Below are 23,323 nucleotides of genomic sequence, written 5' to 3' on the forward strand. Positions count from 1 at the left end.
AATATAAATCATCTAGTATAATAGACGAGGGAAAATGATTACGGAGGGAATATATTGTGACTAAAGGACAGCGTCATATAAAAATACGTGATATTATCGGCAATCAAGAAGTGGAAACGCAAGATGAACTGGTTGAGCAGCTCCAAAATGCTGGCTACAATGTTACGCAAGCAACTGTCAGCCGTGACATCAAAGAACTCCATCTCGTTAAAGTGCCTATGATGGATGGCAGGTATAAATACAGTCTTCCGTCCGACCAACGTTTTAACCCGCTGCAAAAATTAAAGCGGACACTCGTCGATTGCTTTATCAGCATCGATTATACGAAGAACATGATCGTGATGAAAACACTGCCCGGCAATGCTAATGCGGTGGGAGCGTTAATTGATAATCTGGAATGGGAAGAAGTCATGGGCAACATTTGCGGAGATGACACCATCTTAGTTATTCTCCGTTCAGATGAAGATGCAGAAATCATTACCCGCCGCTTTTTGGACATGCTTTAATGCACGGTTTATCAGGATAAAAGACTGGGGTGTTTTGTTTTGTTGATCGAATTATCGATTCGTGATTTTGCCATAATTGATGAAACGACAATCTCATTTGAAGACGGATTAACGGTGCTGACCGGGGAGACGGGTGCCGGAAAATCGATTGTGATTGATGCAATCGGTCAATTAATCGGCGGACGGGGATCTGCCGATTATGTCCGGCACGGAAGCAAACGGGCTGAAATAGAAGGGCTGTTCAGCATAAATACGGAAATATCTCCGCAGCTCACACAACTTCTGGAAGATTTGGGAATCCCGCAAGATCCCGAAGAAAATTCGCTGATTTTACGCCGGGAGCTGACAAATCAAGGGAAAAGTATCTGCCGGGTAAACGGCAAATTAACGACGCTTGGCGTCTTGCGGGAAATCGGTCAAACATTAGTCGATATACACGGGCAACATGAGCATCAACGATTGCTTCAAGCAGACAAGCATCTCATGTTTTTAGACCGTTTTGCCGAAGAGGAAATCAATGGACCGAAAAAAGAATACGATCGTTTGTACCGTTCGTTTAAGCAGAAAAAAGACCAGCTTAAAAAGCTGGCTGAAAATGAACAGCAAAATGCGCAGCGTCTCGATTTAATTCGTTATCAATATGACGAAATCACTTCTGCTAAACTGGAACCGGAGGAAGACGACAGGTTAACGGAAGAAAAGCAGCGGCTTGACAATAGTGAAGATCTTTTTCGGTCTGTTGAGGGCGCTTACGAAGCGCTGTACGGGGACGGAAAAGGCTTGGAATGGATCATGGCGGCCGTCAATCAGCTCTCAGAAGCAGAAGCGATTGATCCCGGCTTAAAAACATTGAGCGAATCAATCTCCAGCAATTATTACATACTGGAAGAGGGGGCGTTTTCTTTACGCGATTATGCCGAATCAATTGAATTTGATGCCGAGCGTTTAGAAATGATCGAGGCGAGACTCAGTGAAATTCACGAGTTGAAACGGAAATACGGCTCCTCTGTTAAAGATATTCTAGAATATGCCGCTTCGATCGAAGAGGAGATCGACACCCTTGAAAACCGGGAGCAAAGGCTTCATGAATGGGAAAGCGAATTATCGTCCATCGCAGAAGACTTGAAGGTAGAAGGGCAGCATTTGCGTGAAATTCGCAAGCGTGAAGCTAAGAGGCTTGAAGCGGCGATCGAGGAGCAGCTTCAGGATTTGTATATGAAAGATACAGTGTTCAGGGTTTCTTTTAACGATGAAGTATCCATCGATACATCGAGTCAAGCTTTATTGAATGACTCGCCGTTTCATAAAGACGGAATTGATGAAATTTCATTTCAAGTTGCGACGAATAAGGGTGAACCGTTAAAACCCCTGGCAAAAGTGGCTTCGGGCGGGGAGATCTCGCGGATGATTCTTGCATTGAAATCGATTTTATCACGTCACGAAGGGGTAACATCATTGATATTTGACGAGGTTGATACGGGCGTAAGCGGCCGGATCGCTCAAGCGATAGCGGAGAAGATTCATCATATCTCGACGGCTTCACAAGTGTTGTGCATTACGCATTTGCCTCAAGTCGCAGCGATGGCAGATACGCACTTATTCATTGCCAAAGGTGATGCAGACGACCGGACGACAACAACGGTAAATCCGCTTAATCAAGCGGAAAAAAGCGAAGAAATCGGCCGGATGATTTCGGGAGTGGAAATTACAGACTTGACGCGAAAGCATGCAGAAGAGCTGATCGAGCAAGCATCGGCGATGAAAAATGAAAGCTTCCAACGTGACTGATGATCTGACGTTTAATCGTTCGAAGGTATGCTATAATGGCTGTGAATGAAACAAAATATCAATTGTGTGAGGAAAGCGGGGAGAGATGCGTGGCAAATGTAAAAGTTGCAATCGCTGATGATAATAAAGAACTTATACAATTAATCAATCAATATATTCGGGAACAAAATGATATGGACTTAATCAGTGAGGCGTATAACGGCGAAGAGTGTTTGACTATTGTTGAAGAAACAGAACCGGATGTGCTGATATTGGATATTATTATGCCTCATTTAGACGGTATTGCAGTATTAGAAAAAGTCAATTCGATGCCGGCAAATAAACGTCCCGAAGTAATCATGCTGACGGCATTCGGTCAAGAAGATGTCACAAAACGCGCGGTTGAACTTGGAGCTGCCTATTATTTGCTGAAACCGTTTGATATGGATGCATTAATTAATAAAATCCGCGATGTCTCTGCAGCGAAAACGTCAATAAACAGCACAGGTTTCAATCAAAGTTCTTTTTCGTCTCATCAAGCTGCGCCGCGTCGATTAACACTAGATCAAAACATATCGAAATTGCTTCAAGAAATTGGTGTCCCTGCGCATATTAAAGGGTATCAATACTTGCGGGATGCAATATCGATTGTTTATGAAGACGTCGATGTCCTCTCGAAAATTACGAAAGTATTATATCCCCGTGTAGCGGAGAAACATGATACGACGGCAAGCAGAGTCGAGCGCGCGATCCGCCATGCAATTGAAGTTGCTTGGAACAGAGGTGACGTCGACACACTTTCAAACATGTTTAACCAAACGATCAACAAATCGAAAGCTAAGCCGACAAACAGTGAATTTGTCGCCATGCTTGCCGATAAACTGCGGTTTGAACAAAGTATCTAAACAAAGCGCACAGTCTCAGGGACTGTGCGCTTTTTATCGTGATTTCGATGCCGTTTTTTCAAATTGAACGGATACTTTTTTATTCTTTCGGTCTCTGTATAAGAGGAAGCCGCCAATGAACCAAACGCCGATCAAAAACGCGGCCAATCCTGCGAGAAACTGTATATATCCGGAAGGGTAGGGCCAATTGATAATTTGAAACAGGGTATCCCGCATTTGTTTAATCCCGTATCCCGCTGTGAAGATCGGAATTAATAACACGATTAAGGCAATGAAACGCTGAGATGTCATAGTTAATCCTCTTTTCACTGAATGCTGATTATATTTTATCGAAATCAATCTAAAAAGTCGAGGGCGGCAAACTTCATCTCGATTTTGTCCTTTTTACCGTGTATAGTAAAAAGCAGGTAATGAAAAATATTGCACGGTTAACGAAGGGGGAGACCGATGAAAAAATTAATTATTGTGGGAGGCGGCAGCGGCGGGGTGGCGTTGTTTGAGATGATTTTTGTTTCTAAGGAGTTAGAAATCAGCGCGGTCGTCGATATTGATGAAAAAAGCCCCGGGCGGAAAAAAGCAGAAAAGAAAGGAGTTCCCGTATACAGTAATTGGAAGGATGCGGTGAAAAGGCATGCAGCGGACGTCATTATTGATGTCACCGGTGACCGCCAAACGGGCGAATCTTTGAAAAGTTTCGCCCAACATCAACAGATTACGCTGATACCGGGAGCGGCGGCTTCGATTCTTGTTCAATTAATCGATGAAAAAAGAGCCCTGTTAGCAAAGATTGAAGATCAGCACGCGGAAATGGAAAACATTTTGCAATCGACTCATGACGGAATGATCGCGATCGATGAACGGGGAACAGTTAAATTGATGAATAGACGGGCAGAAGAAATGACTGATTTAACGTTCACTGATGCAGTTGGTTTGCCGGTTAATGACGTTATTCCGTCCAGCCGATTAAAAGATGTTTTAGCCACTGAAACGATGGATGCGAATCGCGAGCAAACGCTCGATAACGGGAGGAAAATTATAACCACCCGGATTCCTTTATACAAGAGCGGTAATTTAACCGGTGCTCTCGCCGTATTTCAAGATATTACCGAAATTAAGCAGATGGCTGAAGAAGTGACGAACTTAAAGAGTATTCAGACAATGCTCGAAGCCATTATTCACAGTTCTGATGATGCCATCTCGGTCGTCGATAAAAACGGCAGCGGATTAATGATCAATCCGGCTTACACCCGCTTGACCGGTTTGAGTGAGAGCGATGTGATCGGTAAACCGGCAACGGCGGATATATCCGAAGGAAAAAGTATGCACATGCACGTGCTTGAGAGGAAAACGTCTGTCCGCGGGGTGAGAATGAAAGTCGGTCCGCAAAAGAAAGACGTCGTGGTGAATGTTGCTCCGGTTATTGTAGACAATGAGATTCAAGGAAGTGTCGGGGTTATTCACGATGTTTCAGAATTAGAAGCTTTAACGCACGAATTAGAAAGAGCAAAACAAATCATTCGCACTCTTGAAGCACAATACCGCTTTGAGGATATTATCGGCGAATCTCAAGTGCTTAAAAGCGCGATTGATCAAGCAAAAGCTGCTGCGGCCACCCCGGCAACGATACTTTTACGCGGTGAATCCGGAACTGGGAAAGAATTGTTCGCCCATGCGATACATAACGAAAGTCCGCGGAAATATTTTAAATTTATCCGGGTCAATTGTGCCTCGCTGTCAGAAAATTTACTGGAAAGTGAATTGTTCGGTTATGAAGACGGTGCATTTTCCGGCGCGAAACGCGGAGGAAAAAAAGGGTTGTTTGAAGAAGCTGACAAGGGGAGCATTTTTCTTGATGAGATTGGCGAATTATCAGCAAAGATGCAAGCCAAATTGCTCCGTGTTCTGCAAGAACAGGAAATTGTCCGCGTTGGAGGAACGGAGCCTGTATCAATCAACGTCCGCGTCATCGCAGCAACGAATGTTAATATTGAAAATAAAATATCAGAGAAAATGTTCCGGGAAGATTTATACTATCGCTTAAACCGTCTGCCGATTACCCTTCCTTCTTTAAGTGATCGGATTGATGATTTGCCGGTGCTGACTGAATACATCATTACAAAACTGAATCAAGAATACGGGCGGAATGTAAAAGAACTTTCAACCGGGGCTTATGAAGAACTTCGCCGCTATTCCTGGCCGGGAAATGTCCGCGAATTAGAAAACGTCTTGGGAAGAGCGATGATCCATATGTTGTATTCAAGCCGGATCATTACGGAAAAAGATATCCCGCCGTTGCAAAAACGCGGTACCGAGGGATCTTCAGCAGCGGACGCACTGAGTATTGATAAGAAGACGCTGCAAGAGGTTATCCGCGAGACGGAGAGAAAAGCTATTTTGCAAGCGATTAAAGAGAATGGTGATAATAAAACAAAAGCGGCAGCTCAGCTAGGGATCTCAATACGCTCGTTGTATTACAGATTGGAAAAACTGACTTGATTCCTTCTCTGCACGATTTTGCCTGCAAGATATTGCGTGGCATGCACATCGGTTCATAGTAAGAAAAGGGAGCGGTCCGGGTGAAAGCGTTTCATCCTTGGCACGTTTCTTGCATTACTATATAGTAAAGCAATGTTTATTACACAAGGGAGAGAATTTTATGAATTGGCATGACTTAAACAGTTCTTTGCAACTGCCTGATTACACTCCGACAGTAGCGGTCGCCGACGCTTCTGACGCCTCTCTGTTTGAAATGGCGGAAGAAGCGATTAAGATGAACGTGTGCCGCTTTCATTTTCACGGAACAGAAGAGCGGATGAAAAAAGCAGTAGCAGAAGCAAATTTTTCATTTTCTGAGAGTGAGTATGCATCGTTTTTTCCCGAAGAAGATTCGGGTGCGGCGGGATCTGCAGCTGTTCGTGATGTTCGCGGCAAAAATGCTTCTGTGCTCATGAAAGGGATGATCGATACAGGGACGCTGTTAAAATCTGTTTTAAGTAAAGAAGACGGTTTGCGCACCGGCAATATTTTGTCTCACTTGGCTGCTTTTTCTTTGCCCGGGCGTGATGCGCTGTTGTATTTAAGCGATTCAGCGATGAATATCGCACCGGATTTAAGCGAAAAAAAACAAATTGTAGAAAATGCAGCCAATACTGTGCATAAAATCGGGATCGAAAAACCGAAAATTGCTGTACTTGCTGCCGTTGAAACAGTGAACCCGTCGATGCAGGCAACGTTGGATGCCGCCGCTTTGGCTCAGATGAGCAGTCGGGGACAGCTGGGAAAATGTGAGGTGGACGGCCCGCTCGGTTTTGACAATGCTGTTTCAGAGACAGCGGCCGCGAAAAAAAATATCAGTTCAGCTGTTGCCGGAAAAGCGGATATATTGATTGCTCCGGAGATTGAAACGGCGAATGTATTGTATAAATCGTTGACGTATTTTGGCGGTGCGACCGTCGGAGGGATATTGGCAGGTGCGGCAGCTCCGGTTGTGTTGACATCCCGAACAGATACGGTTGAAAGCAAGCTCTTTTCTTTATTGTTAGGATTAAGCGCTGTGAAAAATAACGAGAATGATGATAACTGAGGAGGAGATTTAAATGGAATTATTTAAGTACATGGAGATGTATGATTACGAGCAAACGGTGGTCTGTCAAGATAAAGAATCCGGTTTGAAAGCGATTATTGCCATTCATGATACGACACTCGGACCGGCCCTCGGCGGAACGCGAATGTGGACTTATAACAGCGAAGCAGAAGCATTTGAAGATGCCCTTCGTCTTGCAAAAGGGATGACGTATAAAAACGCGGCTGCCGGATTAAACTTGGGCGGCGGGAAAACGGTTATTATCGGCGACCCGCAAAAAGACAAAAATGAAGCAATGTTTAGGGCATTCGGCCGTTTTATACAAGGGTTGAACGGCCGCTATATTACAGCGGAAGACGTCGGCATAACAGTTGGGGATATGGATCTCGTTTATTCGGAAACTGACTATGTTACCGGTATCTCGCAGGCATTCGGCTCTTCTGGTGATCCGTCACCTGTGACGGCTTACGGTGTATACGTCGGAATGAAAGCTGCTGCCAAAGAGGCGTTCGGTGATGATTCTCTCGAAGGAAAAACCGTGGCCGTACAAGGTGTCGGAAATGTTTCGTTTAAACTTTGCCGTCACTTGCATGAAGAAGGAGCGAAACTGATTGTAACAGATATTCATAAAGAGGCAGTCAACCGGGCTGTGGAAGCATTCGGCGCAAAGGCGATTGATATCGAAGACATTTATGAGGCCGACGCCGATATTTACTCTCCTTGTGCTCTCGGCGCAACGATTAACGATGAGACGATCCCGAAACTGAAAGCAAAAGTCATCGCCGGCGCGGCAAACAATCAGTTGAAAGAGAGCAGGCACGGGCACATGCTAGAAGAATACGGGCTTGTCTACGCACCGGATTATGTGATTAATTCCGGCGGCGTCATCAATGTGTCAGATGAATTGCTCGGATATAATCGCGACCGTGCGTTGAAAAAAGTTGAAACGATTTACGATAATATTTCAAAAATCTTTGAGATCGCAAAGCGCGATCAAATACCATCGTTTCAGGCAGCCGATCGCATGGCGGAAGAGCGGATCGAAACGATGCGAAAGTCGCGCCGCCAGTTTCTGGGAAACGGCATGAATATTCTGAGCCGCGGACGTTAAAAACGGACTGCACATTAAACAAGCTGACCGAAACATGGAGGGAATCAATGTGAACGGAAGTTATCGGTTGTTAGCAATTAATCCCGGATCAACATCGACTAAAATCGCGGTTTATATTGGAGGACGCGAATTATTTGAAGAAACGATCCGGCATGACCGGCAAACGTTGCGGAAATATCCGACAATTATTGAGCAATACGCCTTCCGAAAGGATATGATCATGTCACTCCTTGAAGAAAGCGGCGTGAATTTATCTAAACTGTCGGCTGTCGTCGGTCGAGGCGGTCTGCTTCAGCCGATTGAAGGCGGCACATACAGTGTAAACGAAACGATGTTGAACGATCTGAAATCGGCTGTTAACGGAGAACACGCGTCGAATTTAGGCGCGATTCTGGCTTACGAAATTGCCAGCCAGCTTAATATTCCTTCGTTTATTGTTGATCCGGTCGTCGTCGATGAACTTGAAGAGCTTGCCCGTGTATCCGGTTTTGCCGGCATGGAACGGAAAAGTATTTTTCATGCCCTTAATCAAAAAGCGGTTGCCCGAAAAGTAGCAGCTGAGCGGGGCGGGTCTTACGAGTCATCCAGGTTGATTGTAGCTCATTTAGGCGGCGGCATTACGGTCGGTTCGCATAAATACGGGCGTGTCATCGATGTGAACAACGGCTTGCACGGCGAAGGTCCCTTTTCACCAGAGAGAGCAGGCACCGTTCCGGCCGGGGATCTCGTTTCATTATGTTTTTCCGGTGACTACTATGCCGATGAAATTATGAAAAAAATTGTCGGGAATGGCGGGCTTGCCGGTTATTTAGGCACGAATGATGCATTAGAAGTAGAAGAGCGGATTGCCAATGGTGATGAGCGGGCGAAAGTGATTTATGAGGCGATGGGGTATCAAGTTGCCAAAGAGATTGCTGCCCAGGCGGCGGTTTTGTCCGGGAAGATCGATGCGATTATTATTACGGGAGGGCTTGCTTATGGAAAAGGGTTTGTGCAAGCTATTTCATCTCGTGTACAATGGATTACAGACGTGGTCATAAAACCTGGTGAAAATGAAATGCAAGCCTTGTCCGAAGGGGCGCTGCGGGTATTAGAGGGAAAAGAAGCAGCACGCGTCTACACGGGTGAGTGACCGAGCGGAAAGGTTCAATTTCTGTTAACCAGCACGTAAAGAGGAGGTATTTGATGGCTTTAGAATATGACCTGGTCATACTAGGTGCAGGTACAGGCGGCTATGTTGCGGCAGTGCGGGCGTCACAATTAGGGATGAACGTGGCGGTTATAGAAAAAGGCAAGCTCGGCGGCACGTGTTTGCATCACGGCTGCATTCCGAGCAAATCGTTGCTTCGCAGCGCCGAAGTGTACCAAACTGTAAAAAGTGCCAGCGGCTTTGGAGTCGATATTGATTCCTTTCAATTAAATTATCAGCAAGTGCAAGCAAGAAAAGAGCAAATTGTTGAGCAATTATACAGCGGTGTCCAGCATTTGATGAAAAAAGGCGGCATAGATGTTTATTACGGCACAGGACGCATACTCGGTCCGTCAATATTCTCTCCCAGTGCCGGAACGATATCTGTTGAATATGATGATGATACAAAAGAGAATGATATGCTTTTGCCGACGAATGTGTTGATCGCCACAGGCAGCCGGCCGAAAACGCTTAAAGGTCTGGAGCTTGATGAAACAACAATTCTTTCATCCGACGGGGCGTTGGAAATGGCGGACCTTCCCGCTTCGATCACGATTGTCGGCGGCGGTGTGATCGGAGTCGAATGGGCTTCGATGCTTGCCGACTTTGAGGTTGACGTGACAGTCGTTGAATATGCTGAACGCATTCTTCCGGGAGAAGATGAAGAGATTGCTGCTGAAATGCGGCGGGCCTTGAAGAAAAAGGGTGTACGCATAGTGACGTCAGCGTCCGTTTCAGCTGAGAATACAGAAACATCTGAGGACGGTGTAACAGTTACGTATGAGAAACAAGGTGAACCGCACCGGATCAGTTCTGAAAAACTGTTAATATCTGTCGGCCGGCAAGCCAATTTGACGGACATCGGTTTAGAAAATACCGATATAAAAACCGCCGACGGTGTGATTGCAGTAAACGAATTTGGTCAAACGAAAGAAGCTCATATATATGCTGCCGGCGATGCAGTCGGCGGTTTGCAGCTGGCGCACGCTGCTTCGCATGAAGGTATCACGGCTGTTGAACATATGGCCGGATTGAATCCCCGGCCAATCAAAGAAGAAATGATTGCCAAATGTGTATACTCTTCGCCGGAAGCGGCGAGTGTCGGTTTAACGGAAAAAGCTGCCGTCAATGCCGGCTATCAAGTTAAAACCGGGACCTTTTCATTTAAGGCGATTGGAAAGGCGCTGGTATTGGGCGACACGTCCGGGTTTGTTAAATTCGTCTCCGATGAAGAAACGAGAGATTTGCTCGGTGTCCATATGATCGGACCGCATGTGACGGATATGATCTCTGAAGCTGCATTAGCGAAACTTTTAGATGCAGCAGATTGGGAAGTGGCAGAAACGGTCCATCCGCATCCGAGCCTCTCAGAAGCGATCGGTGAAGCTGCATTAGCTGTCGACGGGAAAGCTGTTCATGGCGGATAAAGTTAACCAGGAAAGCGAGGTATCTGTAATGTCGAAAAATTATCATCATGAAGCGGGTTTATCAGATGAAGGTGTTTTGCAAATGTATGAAACAATGCTCGAGGCGCGAATGATCGACGAACGCATGTGGCTGTTAAACCGGGCGGGGAAAATTCCTTTTGTTATCTCGTGTCAAGGCCAAGAGGCGTCTCAAGTAGGAGCGTCGATGGCTTTGGACGTTACGAAAGATTACGCGCTTCCTTATTACCGCGACTTAGGAATCGTTTTGCACTTCGGGATGACTGCCGAAGATTTAATGATGAGCGCATTTGCACGGGAAAACGATCCAAACTCAGGCGGTCGGCAAATGCCCGGGCATTTCGGGAAGAAGAAAAACCGAATCGTTACCGGCTCCTCGCCGGTAACGACCCAGGTCCCGCATGCTGCCGGGATCGCTCTCGGAGCACAAATGGACGGCGAAGAATTGGTCGCATTCACGACCTTCGGTGAAGGCTCATCGAACCAAGGGGATTTTCATGAAGGCATCAATTTTGCCAGTGTGCACAGCCTTCCAGTAATATTTATGGTCGAAAACAACAAGTATGCTATATCTGTCCCGCAGGAAAAGCAGTTGAATGTGGAGCATGTATCGGAGCGGGCAAAAGCATACGGCATTCACGGAGAAACAGTTGACGGGAACGACCCGGTAGCTGTTTATGAAGCGGTTGCGAATGCGCGCACCCGTGCGCTCAACGGCGGCGGTCCTTCGTTAATTGAAACAGTATCCTATCGGCTGACGCCGCACTCCAGCGATGATGATGACAGCACATACCGCTCGAAAGAGGAAGTAGAAGCTGCGAAAAAAATCGATTCTATTCATACGTTTGGCGCCTACTTGCGCGAAAACGGTATTTTGACAGATGAGAAAGAAGAAACGATGCGCAGTAAAATTCGCCGTGTCATTGATGCAGCGACCGAAGAAGCGGAGAAAGCGCCGTATGCTGATCCTGGAACGATATTGGACTACGTCTACGAAAAGGAGGAATCGGCGCAATGATCATGTCTTATATTGATGCGATCACTTTAGCCATGAATGAAGAAATGGCCCGCGATCCGCAAGTTTTCGTGTTAGGTGAAGATGTCGGAAAACGCGGCGGTGTTTTCCGTGCGACCAATGGATTGTACGAAGCATACGGCGAAGATCGAGTGATTGACACCCCGCTTGCTGAGTCGGCGATTGCCGGTGTCGCGATCGGAGCGGCGATGTACGGCAAACGCCCAGTAGCTGAGATGCAATTTGCCGATTTTATTATGCCTGCGGTGAATCAAATCGTCTCTGAAGCGGCGAAAATCCGCTACCGCTCAAACAACGATTGGCACTGTCCGATAACGATTCGAGCACCTTTCGGCGGCGGGGTTCATGGAGCCCTTTATCATTCTCAATCTGTCGAATCACTGTTTGCCGGTACGCCGGGACTTAAAATCGTGATTCCGTCAACGCCTCATGAAGCAAAAGGTTTGTTAAAATCAGCGATCCGCTCGAATGATCCGGTATTATTTTTTGAACATAAAAAAGCGTATCGGCTTTTGAAAACAGATGTTCCGGAAGACCCGGAGTATACAATTCCGATCGGCGAAGCGGCAGTAAAACGCGAAGGCGACGACATTACTGTTATTACTTACGGTCTGTGCACTCATTTCGCAGAACAAGCAGCAGATCAGCTTGAAAAAGAAGGGCACAGCGCGCATATTTTGGACCTTCGAACGGTATATCCGCTCGATCAACAGGCGATTATTGAAGCGGCACAGAAAACAGGCAAGGTGCTTCTTTTTACGGAAGACAATAAAGAGGGAAGTATTATGAGCGAAGTCAGTGCGATCATCTCTGAGCACTGCTTGTTCGAGATGGATGCTCCGATACGCCGCCTTGCCGGTCCTGATGCGCCGTCGATGCCGTATGCACCGCCGCTTGAAAAAGCGTTTATGATGAATACGGAAAAAGTTACAGAGGCGATGCGCGACTTAGCGGAATTTTAAGAGCGATTGTAAAACGGAGGAGGTCTTCAAATGGCAACAGAGATAACGATGCCTCAGCTCGGTGAGAGCGTAACCGAGGGAACGATTACGAGATGGCTTGTTAAGCCCGGTGATTACGTAAATAAATACGATCCGATCGCAGAAGTCATGACCGATAAAGTGAATGCAGAAGTCCCTTCATCGTATGCCGGCACGGTTGAAGCGTTAAAAGCGGAAGAAGATGATACGGTTGCCGTCGGCGACATTATTATGACGATGATCCTTGAAAGCGAAGGGTCAGAGGCTGAAGAAGATCAGACTGTACCGCCTGATCAAGCTGAGAAAACAGGCGGTCAAACAGGCGGAGAAACAGGAGGAGAACCTGCGGATACGCAAAGTGAAAAAACACGTTATTCACCGGCTGTATTAAAGCTTGCTCAAGAGCACAGTTTAAACTTGGCTGATATAAGCGGTTCCGGCCGCGGAGGCCGCATCACGAGAAAAGACGTTCAGTCCGTCATTGCCGGCGGACACAAGTCCTCTGGCGCGGAAACAAAACAAAAAAGCGCCGCTGTCAATAATGAGCACGCTTTTGCGGCCGAACCGGCTGAAACATCCGTGTCTTCAGACAGCGGCCGCTATGAAGAAATCCCGGTCTCCGGTGTGCGCAAAGCAATCGCTGATAACATGGTGCAAGCAAAACATGACGCCCCGCACGCTTGGATGATGATCGAAGCGGATGTGACCGATCTCGTGCGCTACCGTGAAAAAATGAAGGCTGACTTCTTTGAAAAAGAGGGAATTAAACTGACGTTTCTGCCTTTTTTCATGAAAGCAGTTGTCGAGGCGTTAAAAGCTTATCCGGAAGTCAACGCCCGATGGGGCGGAGACCGCATTTATCGGTATAAAGATGTTCATTTATCGATGGCCGTTGCGACCGAGAACGAGCTCTTTGTTCCGGTGATTAAAAACGCCGAAGAGAAAAGCGTGCGCGGGTTGGCTCGGTCGATGAACCGTTTAACAGCGGATGTGCAGCATAACCGCTTAAAACAAGAGGATATGCAAGGCGGCACGTTTACACTGAACAACACCGGATCATTCGGGTCTGTTCAGTCGCAGCCGATCATTAACACGCCGCAAGCAGCGATCTTGTCGGTGGAATCAATTGTAAAACGGCCGGTTGTGATGGACGAGGATGCGATCGCTGTTAGGCACATGGTCAATCTTTGTATGTCGTTAGACCATCGCGTACTGGACGGTTTGATCAGCGGTAAATTTATGAATCACATTAAACAAACGTTAGAAAATATGAACGATGATACACTTTCTCTATAAGAGTTCAAAACGAGGCTGGGACAAAACCCAGTAATTTAGAATGGCCCTCACTGATGTGAGAGCCATTTTTTTATCTTCTACAAGAAACCTTTTGTCCCAGCCTCGTCGAGAAACTATCATTTAGACGTAAGCCACGGCGAAGTCTTTTTGAGCCGATGTCGCAGTGATACCTTCATGTGAAAGAAGCCGGACAATGCGTCGTCATCCGTTCCTTTTAATAGGACATCTAATGATATCATGACTTTGTCAACACTCTGCACATGCCGAAAGAAATTCGGTATGTTTTTTCGTAATAATTACGGTTTACAAATCGAAACGGTTACGATATAATCCTTCATGTACTCATAGACATCATCATGAAAGGGGCTTTAAACATGAAACGCACAAAAATGTCCACCGCAATTTTGCTAAGTACAGCAACAATGCTGGCAGCTTGCGGTACTGATAACGGTTCAGAAAATGAAGAAACCGGTAATGAACAAAATGAACAAAATCAACAGAACGAGGCAGCAGAAGATGAGCTGAAAGTGAAAACAACGCTTTATGCAGCTGAATTCTTTACTGAAAAAATCGGCGGAGAGCATGTTCAGGTCGAAAACCTTGTGCCGCTCGGTGCCGACGCTCATACGTTTGAACCGACAGCCAATCAAATGATCGAGGTGGCCGAAGCTGATTTGTTTGTCTACAACGGCGCTGAATTTGAAGGATATGCGGACAGCATAGAAGATGCTGTCAGAGGTGAGGACGTTCGCGCAATAGAGGCGACAGCTGCCGTGGATTTGATCGATTTCAGTCACGGTATTGAAACGGGAGACGGTCACGACCATGACCATGACGACGAGAACAATCACAACCATGATCATGACGACGAGAACAATCACAACCATGATCATGACGACGAGAACAATCACAACCATGACCATGACGATGAGAACAATCACGACCATGATCATGATGACGAACATAATCACGACGACGATCACAGCCACGGCGAACATGATCCGCACGTGTGGCTTGACCCGATCCGTTCAATTGATTATGCCGAAAAAATTAAAGATGAATTGGTCGACTTAATGCCGGAAGAAGAAGAAACGTTCGAAGAAAATTTCTCAGCTCTTCAGGAAGAACTCGAGGATCTTGATAGTGAATTTAAACAATTAATTGATGAAACCGGGGGCGGAACAATTGTCGTATCGCATGCCGGTTACGGATATTGGGAAGATCGGTACGGAATTGATCAACTCGGTATTGCCGGCCTGTCGCCGACGAATGAACCTTCAATACAGCAATTGGAAGAAACAATTGACTACATGGAAGACCATGATATTAATCATGTTATGTTTGAGCAAAACATTCCTACGGAAGTAGCCGAAACCGTTATGGATGAGACGGATGCTGAAGAACTCTGGCTCCATAATCTTGAAACTTTGACGGAAGAAGATGCGGAGAATAACGAAGATTATTTCAGCCTCATGCGCGAAAATATCGAGACACTTGAAACAGCTTTTGAATAAACAGTAAAAAAATTCATCGTCTGCAAACAGCGATTTCTGCGTTAGGGTTGGTATCCAAGCTCAAAACAGTGTAAAATGGGTTTAACTCTACGAAGAAAGGATGTCTGTCTGTGGAATTTCAAATGTTTATGAATGATGTCGTTCAATCGGCACGAAATGATATGGAAGAAGCAGGCTATCAACAGCTGACAACAGCTGCTGAAGTCGATGAAGTATTGCAAGAAAAGGGGACAGCGCTCGTCCTGGTTAATTCTGTTTGCGGCTGTGCCGGAGGAATAGCGCGTCCGTCAGCTGCTTACATGAAGAATTACGAAGTGCAGGCGGATAAATTTGTCACGGTATTTGCCGGCCAAGATAAAGAAGCAACCGCGCAAGCCCGCAGCTACTTTACCGATTATCCGCCGTCTTCCCCGTCCTTCGCCTTACTTAAAGACGGTGAATTGAAGATGATGATTGAGCGGCATGAAATTGAAGGTCATGAACCGATTGAAGTCGTGCAAAAACTTGAGCGGGGATTTGATCAATTTTTTAAATCGTAAAAATCGTAAAAGAAGAGGTGGAAGCCTCTTCTTTTTTATGCTATAATTTCTTTCGGTTGCCGTTTTTTACAGGATACCTCTAGAAGGAGTGGGCAGGATGTACGAACTTTATAAAGAAATTCATACATATTTAAATATGGACGAAGAAATCGGCTTTGAAACGTTTGATGACTTTTATAAACGTGTGATTGAGCATTACAATGAGCATGCTGATGAATTTGAGGAAGAAGATATTTGGCGGGCGCTGTTTATTGCTGAAAACGTCATGTCGAACGCGGACGGGCGGCGCAAGGAAGCGAAAGGTCCGAAAGAGAAGAAGAAGTATCAAAAAATGCACAAACGCTTGAAGCTTTGGGCGGAAAATTTCGCGATCCGCTTAGCACAAAAAGGGTATACGAAAGACCAAATGAACGAACGTTTTGAAAGCATGTTTGAAGAAGAAGTTCATTAAACGAAAAGAAAATTTCTGCTTGATTTTTACTTGGCGGATTGTTATACTGCAATAGTGCAGATGATGATCCGCACTCTTTGCGCCCGTGGTGAAATGGATATCATACGAGATTTCGGCTCTCGCGTTCCGGGTTCGAATCCTGGCGGGCGCGCCATTTTAAACATACGACCAAGCCTCCAGCCGCTATGCTGGAGGCTTTTTTCAACATAAACGGCATTTTAGGGAGGTGAATGAAGTGTTTCGAATCGGGTACCGTACGTTGAAAACGGCCATCGGTGCCGGCATTGCCGTTGCGATCGCGCAAATGCTCGAGCTGGAGTTTTTTGCTTCAGCAGGGATTTTAACGATTCTTTGTATTCAAAAGACGCGCAAAAAAACGATCTCAAATTCCGGTGAACGGTTTTTCGCCTGTATTGTCGGGATTGCTTATTCAATCGTTCTTTTTGAACTGATCGGTTACCAACCGTTCTCGATCATGCTTTTGATCCTGTTATTTATCCCGACGACGTTAATCTTAAATATTCAATCCGGCATTGTGACGAGTGCCGTTATTATATTCCATATTTATACGCTCGGCTTTGTTAACCTGGAAGTGATCGTAAACGAACTGGCACTGATTACGATCGGTATCGGAACCGCTTTTGTCATGAATTTATATATGCCGGGAAAAGAGAAAGCGTTGCACCGGATGCAGGATGATTTGGAGCATGTTTACCGCCGGATATTTCAAGAATTCGCCAAGTACGTCCGCCACGGTGATACGAGTTGGGACGGCCAAGAAATCACGCAAGCAGAAGAACTTTTAAAAAAAGCAAAAAATACAGCGATTCAAAATTTAGAAGACCATCTGCTTCGGTATGAGGATCTTTATTATCATTACTTTAAAATGCGCGAAAAGCAACTCGATATTATCGAACAAATGATGCCTTTACTAACCTCGATTAATAAGCATGTCGAACAAGCTGATATGCTCGCGGATTTTATGGATGAGTTAGCTGAAGGGGTTCATTCAAAAAATACAGCGTATGTTTATATCAACAAGCTGAATGATTTAAAAGAAACGTTTCGGGAAATGCCCCTGCCAAAGACGAGAGAAGAGTTCGAAGCCCGTTCCTCACTCGTGCAGCTTGTGCGCGAACTGGAACAGTATTTAGAAATCAAACGGCAGTTTCGGACGAAAAAAGAATATAAAGCATTTGAATAAAAGAGCAGGCAGTCAATAGACTGCCTGCTCATTATTATTTATTAATACATCGAAACTCCGGCTAACACCGTTCCAAAAAACATCACAATAATCATCATATAAACAATTAACTTACGAAATCTGCGAGGCATTTTTTCCCCTCCTGTTTGAATGCTACTTTAATTTTAATCATCTTTTCAGCATTTTTCAAGCCGTGTTCAATGAAATGTCAGTAAATTAGCTGAAATTCTTCAACCTCAGGCAAGAACGTGTTATCTTTAATTATAAAGAAGCAGACAAAAAATGTTAGCCTAGGGAGGATCATGAATGGACAACTTTACTGCTCATTATGAAAAATGGCAGGAACGGGTCAGAGAAGAAATGAAAAAAAAGCCGGAACGAAAAGAACAGTTCGCTGCATCATCAGAGATTGAGATTAACCGTCTGTATGTGCCGAAAAATTTTGACAGCGCTTACATGGAGAAGCTCGGATTCCCGGGCGAATATCCATTTACCCGCGGAATTCGTCCGACGATGTATCGCGGACAATTGTGGACGATGCGGCAATACGCCGGTTTCGGTTCCGCGGCAGAAACAAATCAACGATTTCAATATTTGTTAGCAGAAGGGCAAACCGGGCTGTCAGTCGCGTTCGATCTCCCTACGCAAATCGGGTACGATTCGGATGATCCGATGGCTTTAGGCGAAGTCGGCAAAGTCGGCGTCGCAATTGATTCGCTCGCGGATATGGAACTGTTATTTGACGAAATCGAACTTGATCAAGTCAGCACATCAATGACGATCAATGCGCCGGCGGCTGTTTTGCTGGCGATGTATTTAACAGTAGCAGAAAAGCAGGGAGCATCGCTTGAGCGTGTGCGCGGGACGATACAAAACGATATTTTAAAAGAATATATTGCCAGAGGCACGTACATTTATCCGCCGAAGCCGTCGATGCGTTTGATTACCGACATTTTTTCTTACTGTGCGGACGAAGCGCCGTCCTTCAATACGATCAGCATCAGCGGTTATCATATTCGGGAAGCCGGTTCGACTGCTGTTCAAGAATTGGCGTTTACATTGGCTAACGCCCGGGCGTACATACAATCTGCTGTGGATGCCGGACTTAACGTTGATGAATTTGCGCCCCGAGTAGCTTTTTTCTTTAACGGCCATAACAATTTTTTCGAAGAAGCAGCTAAATTCCGTGCTGCCCGGCGGATGTGGGCGAAAATGATGCGCGATGAGTTCGGAGCGGTTAATCCGAAAAGCCAACAGCTTCGATTCCATACCCAAGTTGCCGGATCTACTTTAACAGCTCAGCAGCCGGAAAACAACGTTGTCAGAGTTGCTTTACAGGCGATGGCTGCTGTGCTTGGCGGAACGCAAAGTCTTCACACGAATGCGATGGATGAAGCATTGTCTTTACCGACCGAGCGTTCAGCGCGGATTGCTTTACGGACCCAGCAAATTTTGGCTTACGAAACCGGCGCGGCGGATACGGTTGACCCGCTCGGGGGCTCGTACTTTATTGAATCTTTGACAGATGAACTTGAAGAGAAGGCTTACGAGTATCTCGACAAGATTGAAGAACTAGGCGGTGCTGTGCAGGCAGTCGAACAAATGTATATGCAGCGGGAAATTCAGCGGGCGGCCTATCATACCCAGAAAAAAATTGAAAGCGGGGAAGAAATCGTCGTCGGTGTCAATGCATTTCAACAAAATGATGAGCCTGCCCCTGATCTTTTACAAATCGATGAATCGTTTGTCAGTGCGCAGCACGAGCGTCTGCGTGAATTGAAGCAATCACGCAATGCTCTTGAAGTGAAACACGCGTTAAAGGCGGTCAACGAGGCTGCCCGGTCAAATGAAAATCTCATGTATCCGATCAAGGAAGCTGTGAAAGTCTATGCAACTGTCGGTGAAATAGCCAATGAATTAAGAGATGTCTTTGGCGAATATTAGGCCTATGAGGAGGCGTTCAGATGAAGAAAATTCGCGTACTGATTGCAAAGCCGGGGCTTGATGGTCACGACCGCGGTGCATTAGTCATCAGCCAGGCACTTAGAGATGCGGGGATGGAGGTGATATATACCGGTTTGCGCCAATCGCCGCAGCAGATCGTGCAAGCGGCTGTGCAGGAAGATGTCGATGTCATCGGGCTTTCAAGTCTGTCAGGAGCGCACAATGTCTTATTTCCGCAAGTGCTTGATAACCTGCACACTGCCGGAGCCGAGGATATTCTTGTTTTTGGCGGCGGGGTAATCCCGAAAGAGGATATTGCTGTTTTAGAGGACAAGGGCGTCGACAAAATATTTACGCCCGGGACGCCGACGTCGGTTATATCGGCCTTTATTGAGCGGGCGGTGAGGCAAAAGCGTGACAGCGGTGAAGCGGATGTACTAACGCCGCCTGCCGGCATTGATCACATCGGGTTGGCAGTCAAATCAATCGAGGAGGCCGCCGATTTTTATCAGCGTCATTTTCACGTAACAGCAGGTGAAACGTTCTCCGTGCCTGAACAGGGTGTGAACGTAGCCTTTATACCGCTGGGAAACGCTCGTTTAGAACTGATTGAACCCTTGGATGAACAGAGTTCGATCCATCGGTTTATCGAAAAGCGCGGCGAAGGTCTCCATCATGTCGCCTTAGCTGTCAGCGGCATCGAAGCCCGGCTTCTGCAGCTGCAAAAAGAAGGGGTTCGCTTGATTGACGAAAAGCCGCGGCGAGGGGCTGAGGGAGACGAAATTGCTTTTTTACATCCGGCCGCTGCATTCGGTACACTGATCGAATTGGTTGACGACGAAGAACCTGCGGCAGAAACGGGGGAGCGCGCTGATGGATATGTACGAAAAAATCAATGAATTATACGATAAACGGCGCCGTGTCGAACAAGGCGGCGGCGATGAGCGCATCAATACGCAGCATGAAAAAGGGAAATGGACCGCACGCGAACGAATTGACGTACTGCTTGATGAAGGAACATTCACTGAACTGAGCCCGTTTATAGAGCACCGTTTCGACGAAGAAGGATTAGAGAAAGGCGGAGCACCGGGAGAGGGTGTTGTGACGGGATTCGGTGAAATTCACGGCCGGCCGGTGTATTTGTTTGCTCAAGATTTTACCGTTTACGGCGGAGCCCTCGGCGAGATGCACGCGAAAAAGATCGCGCACGCGATGGACCTTGCAGTTAAAAATAAAGTGCCGTTTATCGGCTTAAATGATTCCGGAGGCGCCCGGATACAAGAAGGTGTGCTCTCACTTGACGGATACGGGCAGGTGTTTTACCGAAATGCGGTCTATTCAGGTGTCATTCCGCAAATATCCGCAGTCATGGGTCCATGTGCCGGCGGAGCCGTTTACTCCCCAGCGATTACAGACTTTGTATTTATGGTCGAAAAGACGAGCAAAATGTTTATAACCGGGCCAAAAGTGATCGAAAGTGTAACAGGCGAATCGATCTCGAGCGAAGCTTTAGGCGGGGCGGAAGTTCACAGTACGAAAAGCGGAAACGCTCATTTCAGCGGGGAAACAGAAGAAGAGGTTTTATTGCAGGTGCGCGCTTTGTTGCAGTATTTACCGCAAAGCTGCGAAGAAAAACCGCCGGCGAATCCTTATGAGTCAGGCGATGAATTTTTATATGATCTGCTCGAAGAAGTGCCGATTGATCCTTCCCGTCCTTATGATGTCCGCCGTGTGATTCAGCAAACTGCAGACGCTGACAGCTTTATGGAAGTTCATCGGGCTTTTGCCAAAAACGCGGTCGTAGGCTTTGCGAGAATCGGCGGCATGACAATAGGGATCATTGCCAATCAGCCTAAAGTAATGGCGGGAGGTTTGGACATTGATTCTTCGGATAAAATCAGCCGGTTCATCCGTTTTTGCGACAGTTTTCAAATTCCGCTCTTAACCTTTGAAGATGTGACAGGGTTTCTCCCGGGGGTGCAGCAAGAACACGGCGGAATCATCCGTCACGGAGCGAAAATTTTATACGCTTATTCGGAAGCGACAGTGCCGAAGATCACTGTGATTACCCGTAAAGCTTACGGCGGTGCATATGTCGCGTTGAACAGTAAATCAATCGGCGCGGATATTGTCCTTGCTTGGCCGAACGCAGAAATCGCCGTTATGGGTCCCCACGGTGCAGCGAGTGTAATTTTTGCGAAAGAAATAAAAGAAGCAGACGACCCTGAAAAGGTCCGCAACGAAAAAATAAATCTATATCGCGAAAAATTTGCGAATCCGTACATCGCTGCTGCAAACGGGATGGTTGACGATGTCATTGACCCGCGCGAGACGAGAGCCATCGTTATGAAACATCTTCGAATGCTTCGAAATAAAACTGAAGCACGGCCGACAAAAAAACACGGAAATATTCCTTTATAAAACGAGCCGGGATGATTCTTCCCGGCGCGTTTTTTTGCTAAAATAGCTAACAGGTCAATGTACACAATGGATGGAGGAAAAATGATGAATACAGAACGTTTAATTAATGAGTTTTTAGAACTGGTGCAAATTGATTCCGAAACAAAATATGAGCGGCGGATCGCCGATGTGTTAACCGAGAAGTTCCGCTCGTTGGGGCTGTCCGTTTATGAAGACGGGGCTGCCGAGATGACCGGGCACGGGGCAGGAAACCTGATCTGCACGTTGGAAGGCGCTGCTGATGCAGAACCGATGTACTTCACTTCCCATATGGATACGGTTGTTCCCGGAAAAGGGGTGGTGCCGGTGAGAGAGAACGGGATGATCCGTTCAGACGGGACGACGGTGCTCGGGGCAGATGATAAAGCAGGCTTGGCTGCGATGCTCGAAGCGGTTAAAGTGCTGCAAGAAGAAGGAGACGTTCACGGTACTGTTCAATTTGTTATTACGGTCGGTGAAGAGTCCGGTTTAGTCGGTGCAAGAGCATTAAAAAAATCCGATATTCAAGCTTCTTACGGCTATGCTCTCGACAGCGACGGCAAAGTCGGCACGTTAATTACGGCTGCGCCGAATCAAGCAAAATTAAATGTTGTCATGAACGGTAAAAAGGCGCATGCGGGTGTTGCGCCCGAGCGGGGCGTATCTGCAATTAAAGTGGCCTCCGAAGCGATTGCAGCGATGCCGCTTGGGCGGATTGATGCAGATACAACTGCAAATATCGGCCGGATTGAAGGGGGCGGAGCTACGAATGTCGTTTGTGACCGTGTTGATATTCATGCAGAAGCCCGGTCGCTTGAAAAAAACAAATTAACCGAGCAACTGCGTCTAATGACGGATGCCTTGAACACATCCGCCGATAAATACGGTGTAACAGCGGATATTGAAACGACTTACGTCTACCCGGGTTTTAAACACGCTCCGGAAGACGAGATTGTTAACTTAGCCAAGAAAGCAGTCACAGCAATCGGCCGGTCCGCGGAAATCAAACACAGCGGCGGCGGAAGCGATGCCAATGTGATCGCCGGACTGGGGATTCCTACGATGAACCTCGGCGTCGGTTACGAAGAGATTCATACGACAGCTGAAGTGATTCCGGAAGAGGAACTGGTCAAAGCGGCCGAACTGGTTGTAGCGTTGATTCGCACAGGTGCTGAAAACGAATAAACAAAACGACTGGATGTTTCTAATGCAGAAACATCCAGTCGTTATAATTTCCGTATTCCATAGATTCTAAGATGACCTCTTCTGAGTAGCCGGTTTTTACAGACAGTTGTTTAATCGTAGGTGAAGGCCGGTCATTATACGCATAATCGGTTACGATATCCACAATGCGGTGCAAAACCTCAGTGTATCTGCAAGAAAACTGTGTGCCTGTATCCATAAAAGTGATCCC

General features: G+C 46.5%; 23 protein-coding genes and 1 tRNA gene. 20 read left to right on the forward strand and 4 right to left on the reverse strand.

The features are described 5' to 3' along the window. Positions 1-56 precede the first annotated feature (56 nt). The 3 genes from ahrC (at position 57) to spo0A (ending at position 3,178) form a co-directional block, all read left to right on the forward strand. Complete coding sequence (gene ahrC, locus EDD67_RS04605; protein WP_093071650.1) at positions 57-506, forward strand: transcriptional regulator AhrC/ArgR; 450 nt, start codon at positions 57-59, stop codon at positions 504-506. A gap of 39 nt (positions 507-545) precedes the next feature. Continuing rightward, on the forward strand, positions 546-2,294 hold the full coding sequence (recN, locus tag EDD67_RS04610) for a DNA repair protein RecN (protein ID WP_121438920.1): 1,749 nt from the start codon (positions 546-548) through the stop codon (positions 2,292-2,294). Between the two features lie 89 nt (positions 2,295-2,383). Further along, on the forward strand, positions 2,384-3,178 hold the full coding sequence (spo0A, locus tag EDD67_RS04615) for a sporulation transcription factor Spo0A (RefSeq protein ID WP_121439169.1): 795 nt from the start codon (positions 2,384-2,386) through the stop codon (positions 3,176-3,178). 33 nt (positions 3,179-3,211) lie between these two features. On the opposite strand, the gene EDD67_RS04620 is transcribed toward spo0A, so the two are convergent. Beyond that, a complete protein-coding gene (locus tag EDD67_RS04620; RefSeq protein WP_093071647.1) occupies positions 3,212-3,469 on the reverse strand; it encodes a DUF2627 domain-containing protein in 258 nt (85 codons plus the stop codon). A 156-nt stretch (positions 3,470-3,625) separates the two neighbouring features. On the opposite strand from EDD67_RS04620, the gene EDD67_RS04625 reads away from it, so the two are divergent. The 8 genes from EDD67_RS04625 to EDD67_RS04660 all read left to right on the forward strand — a co-directional run bounded on the left by EDD67_RS04625 (position 3,626) and on the right by EDD67_RS04660 (position 13,818). Then, complete coding sequence (locus EDD67_RS04625; protein ID WP_121438919.1) at positions 3,626-5,674, forward strand: sigma 54-interacting transcriptional regulator; 2,049 nt, start codon at positions 3,626-3,628, stop codon at positions 5,672-5,674. A 160-nt stretch (positions 5,675-5,834) separates the two neighbouring features. Continuing rightward, complete coding sequence (locus EDD67_RS04630; RefSeq protein WP_121438918.1) at positions 5,835-6,761, forward strand: bifunctional enoyl-CoA hydratase/phosphate acetyltransferase; 927 nt, start codon at positions 5,835-5,837, stop codon at positions 6,759-6,761. A gap of 13 nt (positions 6,762-6,774) precedes the next feature. Beyond that, positions 6,775-7,872 carry a Leu/Phe/Val dehydrogenase gene (locus EDD67_RS04635; RefSeq protein ID WP_093071644.1) on the forward strand — a complete coding sequence of 366 codons (1,098 nt, stop codon included), beginning with the start codon at positions 6,775-6,777 and terminating at the stop codon, positions 7,870-7,872. Between the two features lie 34 nt (positions 7,873-7,906). Continuing rightward, positions 7,907-9,004 (forward strand): butyrate kinase, encoded by a 1,098-nt coding sequence (gene buk, locus EDD67_RS04640; protein WP_121438917.1) that lies wholly within the window; start codon positions 7,907-7,909, stop codon positions 9,002-9,004. Between the two features lie 53 nt (positions 9,005-9,057). Beyond that, positions 9,058-10,488: a dihydrolipoyl dehydrogenase gene (lpdA, locus tag EDD67_RS04645; protein ID WP_121438916.1), complete on the forward strand. Its 1,431-nt coding sequence runs from the start codon at positions 9,058-9,060 to the stop codon at positions 10,486-10,488. Between the two features lie 28 nt (positions 10,489-10,516). Continuing rightward, positions 10,517-11,524, forward strand: a complete 1,008-nt coding sequence (locus tag EDD67_RS04650) for a thiamine pyrophosphate-dependent dehydrogenase E1 component subunit alpha (protein WP_121439168.1) — start codon at positions 10,517-10,519, stop codon at positions 11,522-11,524. After that, positions 11,521-12,504, forward strand: coding sequence for an alpha-ketoacid dehydrogenase subunit beta (locus EDD67_RS04655; RefSeq protein WP_093071641.1), 984 nt, complete (start codon positions 11,521-11,523; stop codon positions 12,502-12,504). The genes EDD67_RS04650 and EDD67_RS04655 overlap by 4 nt, the downstream gene beginning before the upstream one ends. Before the next feature lie 30 nt (positions 12,505-12,534). After that, positions 12,535-13,818, forward strand: coding sequence for a dihydrolipoamide acetyltransferase family protein (locus tag EDD67_RS04660; RefSeq protein WP_121438915.1), 1,284 nt, complete (start codon positions 12,535-12,537; stop codon positions 13,816-13,818). A gap of 116 nt (positions 13,819-13,934) precedes the next feature. Here the strand turns inward: EDD67_RS04660 and EDD67_RS14150 are convergent, their stop codons facing one another. After that, positions 13,935-14,057 carry a hypothetical protein gene (locus EDD67_RS14150; RefSeq protein ID WP_277872107.1) on the reverse strand — a complete coding sequence of 41 codons (123 nt, stop codon included), beginning with the start codon at positions 14,055-14,057 and terminating at the stop codon, positions 13,935-13,937. Between the two features lie 135 nt (positions 14,058-14,192). Between EDD67_RS14150 and EDD67_RS04665 the strand changes: the two genes are divergently transcribed. From EDD67_RS04665 to EDD67_RS04685, 5 genes are all read left to right on the forward strand, one after another. After that, complete coding sequence (locus EDD67_RS04665) at positions 14,193-15,332, forward strand: metal ABC transporter solute-binding protein, Zn/Mn family (protein WP_121438914.1); 1,140 nt, start codon at positions 14,193-14,195, stop codon at positions 15,330-15,332. A gap of 122 nt (positions 15,333-15,454) precedes the next feature. Then, positions 15,455-15,871, forward strand: coding sequence for a BrxA/BrxB family bacilliredoxin (locus EDD67_RS04670; RefSeq protein ID WP_093071681.1), 417 nt, complete (start codon positions 15,455-15,457; stop codon positions 15,869-15,871). A gap of 97 nt (positions 15,872-15,968) precedes the next feature. Further along, positions 15,969-16,322: a hypothetical protein gene (locus EDD67_RS04675; protein WP_093071638.1), complete on the forward strand. Its 354-nt coding sequence runs from the start codon at positions 15,969-15,971 to the stop codon at positions 16,320-16,322. Positions 16,323-16,401: 79 nt separating this feature from the next. Continuing rightward, positions 16,402-16,476: transfer RNA gene (locus EDD67_RS04680), tRNA-Arg, on the forward strand. Positions 16,477-16,557: 81 nt separating this feature from the next. Beyond that, positions 16,558-17,526 (forward strand): aromatic acid exporter family protein, encoded by a 969-nt coding sequence (locus EDD67_RS04685; RefSeq protein WP_121438913.1) that lies wholly within the window; start codon positions 16,558-16,560, stop codon positions 17,524-17,526. A gap of 41 nt (positions 17,527-17,567) precedes the next feature. Here the strand turns inward: EDD67_RS04685 and prli42 are convergent, their stop codons facing one another. Then, positions 17,568-17,657, reverse strand: a complete 90-nt coding sequence (gene prli42, locus EDD67_RS13820; RefSeq protein WP_154718739.1) for a stressosome-associated protein Prli42 — start codon at positions 17,655-17,657, stop codon at positions 17,568-17,570. A gap of 175 nt (positions 17,658-17,832) precedes the next feature. On the opposite strand from prli42, the gene EDD67_RS04690 reads away from it, so the two are divergent. From EDD67_RS04690 to EDD67_RS04705, 4 genes are all read left to right on the forward strand, one after another. Continuing rightward, positions 17,833-19,470, forward strand: a complete 1,638-nt coding sequence (locus EDD67_RS04690) for an acyl-CoA mutase large subunit family protein (protein WP_121438912.1) — start codon at positions 17,833-17,835, stop codon at positions 19,468-19,470. 20 nt (positions 19,471-19,490) lie between these two features. Next, positions 19,491-20,369 (forward strand): methylmalonyl-CoA epimerase, encoded by an 879-nt coding sequence (gene mce, locus EDD67_RS04695; RefSeq protein ID WP_121438911.1) that lies wholly within the window; start codon positions 19,491-19,493, stop codon positions 20,367-20,369. After that, positions 20,344-21,891 (forward strand): acyl-CoA carboxylase subunit beta, encoded by a 1,548-nt coding sequence (locus tag EDD67_RS04700; protein WP_121438910.1) that lies wholly within the window; start codon positions 20,344-20,346, stop codon positions 21,889-21,891. The genes mce and EDD67_RS04700 overlap by 26 nt, the downstream gene beginning before the upstream one ends. An 81-nt stretch (positions 21,892-21,972) precedes the next feature. After that, positions 21,973-23,094, forward strand: a complete 1,122-nt coding sequence (locus EDD67_RS04705; RefSeq protein WP_121438909.1) for a M20/M25/M40 family metallo-hydrolase — start codon at positions 21,973-21,975, stop codon at positions 23,092-23,094. A 19-nt stretch (positions 23,095-23,113) separates the two neighbouring features. Here EDD67_RS04705 and EDD67_RS04710 read toward each other — a convergent pair whose 3' ends face one another. Beyond that, entirely contained in the window at positions 23,114-23,311 is a 198-nt protein-coding gene (locus tag EDD67_RS04710; RefSeq protein WP_121438908.1) for a hypothetical protein, read from the reverse strand. Positions 23,312-23,323: the final 12 nt, after the last annotated feature.

This window comes from Salisediminibacterium halotolerans, assembly GCF_003814815.1.
Lineage (GTDB): Bacteria > Bacillota > Bacilli > Bacillales > Salisediminibacteriaceae > Salisediminibacterium > Salisediminibacterium halotolerans.

Bases quoted from the DNA above. Each gene is read 5' to 3' on its own strand.
- EDD67_RS04660 (WP_121438915.1), top strand. From the start codon at position 12,535: ATGGCAACAGAGATAACGATGCCTCAGCTCGGTGAGAGCGTAACCGAG.
- EDD67_RS04655 (WP_093071641.1), top strand. From the start codon at position 11,521: ATGATCATGTCTTATATTGATGCGATCACTTTAGCCATGAATGAAGAA.
- EDD67_RS04690 (WP_121438912.1), top strand. From the start codon at position 17,833: ATGGACAACTTTACTGCTCATTATGAAAAATGGCAGGAACGGGTCAGA.
- EDD67_RS04625 (WP_121438919.1), top strand. From the start codon at position 3,626: ATGAAAAAATTAATTATTGTGGGAGGCGGCAGCGGCGGGGTGGCGTTG.
- EDD67_RS04705 (WP_121438909.1), top strand. From the start codon at position 21,973: ATGATGAATACAGAACGTTTAATTAATGAGTTTTTAGAACTGGTGCAA.
- EDD67_RS04710 (WP_121438908.1), bottom strand. From the start codon at position 23,311: ATGGATACAGGCACACAGTTTTCTTGCAGATACACTGAGGTTTTGCAC.
- buk (WP_121438917.1), top strand. From the start codon at position 7,907: ATGGAGGGAATCAATGTGAACGGAAGTTATCGGTTGTTAGCAATTAAT.
- prli42 (WP_154718739.1), bottom strand. From the start codon at position 17,657: ATGCCTCGCAGATTTCGTAAGTTAATTGTTTATATGATGATTATTGTG.
- EDD67_RS04620 (WP_093071647.1), bottom strand. From the start codon at position 3,469: ATGACATCTCAGCGTTTCATTGCCTTAATCGTGTTATTAATTCCGATC.
- EDD67_RS04700 (WP_121438910.1), top strand. From the start codon at position 20,344: ATGGATATGTACGAAAAAATCAATGAATTATACGATAAACGGCGCCGT.
- mce (WP_121438911.1), top strand. From the start codon at position 19,491: ATGAAGAAAATTCGCGTACTGATTGCAAAGCCGGGGCTTGATGGTCAC.
- EDD67_RS04675 (WP_093071638.1), top strand. From the start codon at position 15,969: ATGTACGAACTTTATAAAGAAATTCATACATATTTAAATATGGACGAA.
- EDD67_RS04670 (WP_093071681.1), top strand. From the start codon at position 15,455: ATGTTTATGAATGATGTCGTTCAATCGGCACGAAATGATATGGAAGAA.
- EDD67_RS04665 (WP_121438914.1), top strand. From the start codon at position 14,193: ATGAAACGCACAAAAATGTCCACCGCAATTTTGCTAAGTACAGCAACA.
- EDD67_RS04635 (WP_093071644.1), top strand. From the start codon at position 6,775: ATGGAATTATTTAAGTACATGGAGATGTATGATTACGAGCAAACGGTG.
- lpdA (WP_121438916.1), top strand. From the start codon at position 9,058: ATGGCTTTAGAATATGACCTGGTCATACTAGGTGCAGGTACAGGCGGC.
- EDD67_RS14150 (WP_277872107.1), bottom strand. From the start codon at position 14,057: ATGATATCATTAGATGTCCTATTAAAAGGAACGGATGACGACGCATTG.
- EDD67_RS04650 (WP_121439168.1), top strand. From the start codon at position 10,517: ATGTCGAAAAATTATCATCATGAAGCGGGTTTATCAGATGAAGGTGTT.
- EDD67_RS04630 (WP_121438918.1), top strand. From the start codon at position 5,835: ATGAATTGGCATGACTTAAACAGTTCTTTGCAACTGCCTGATTACACT.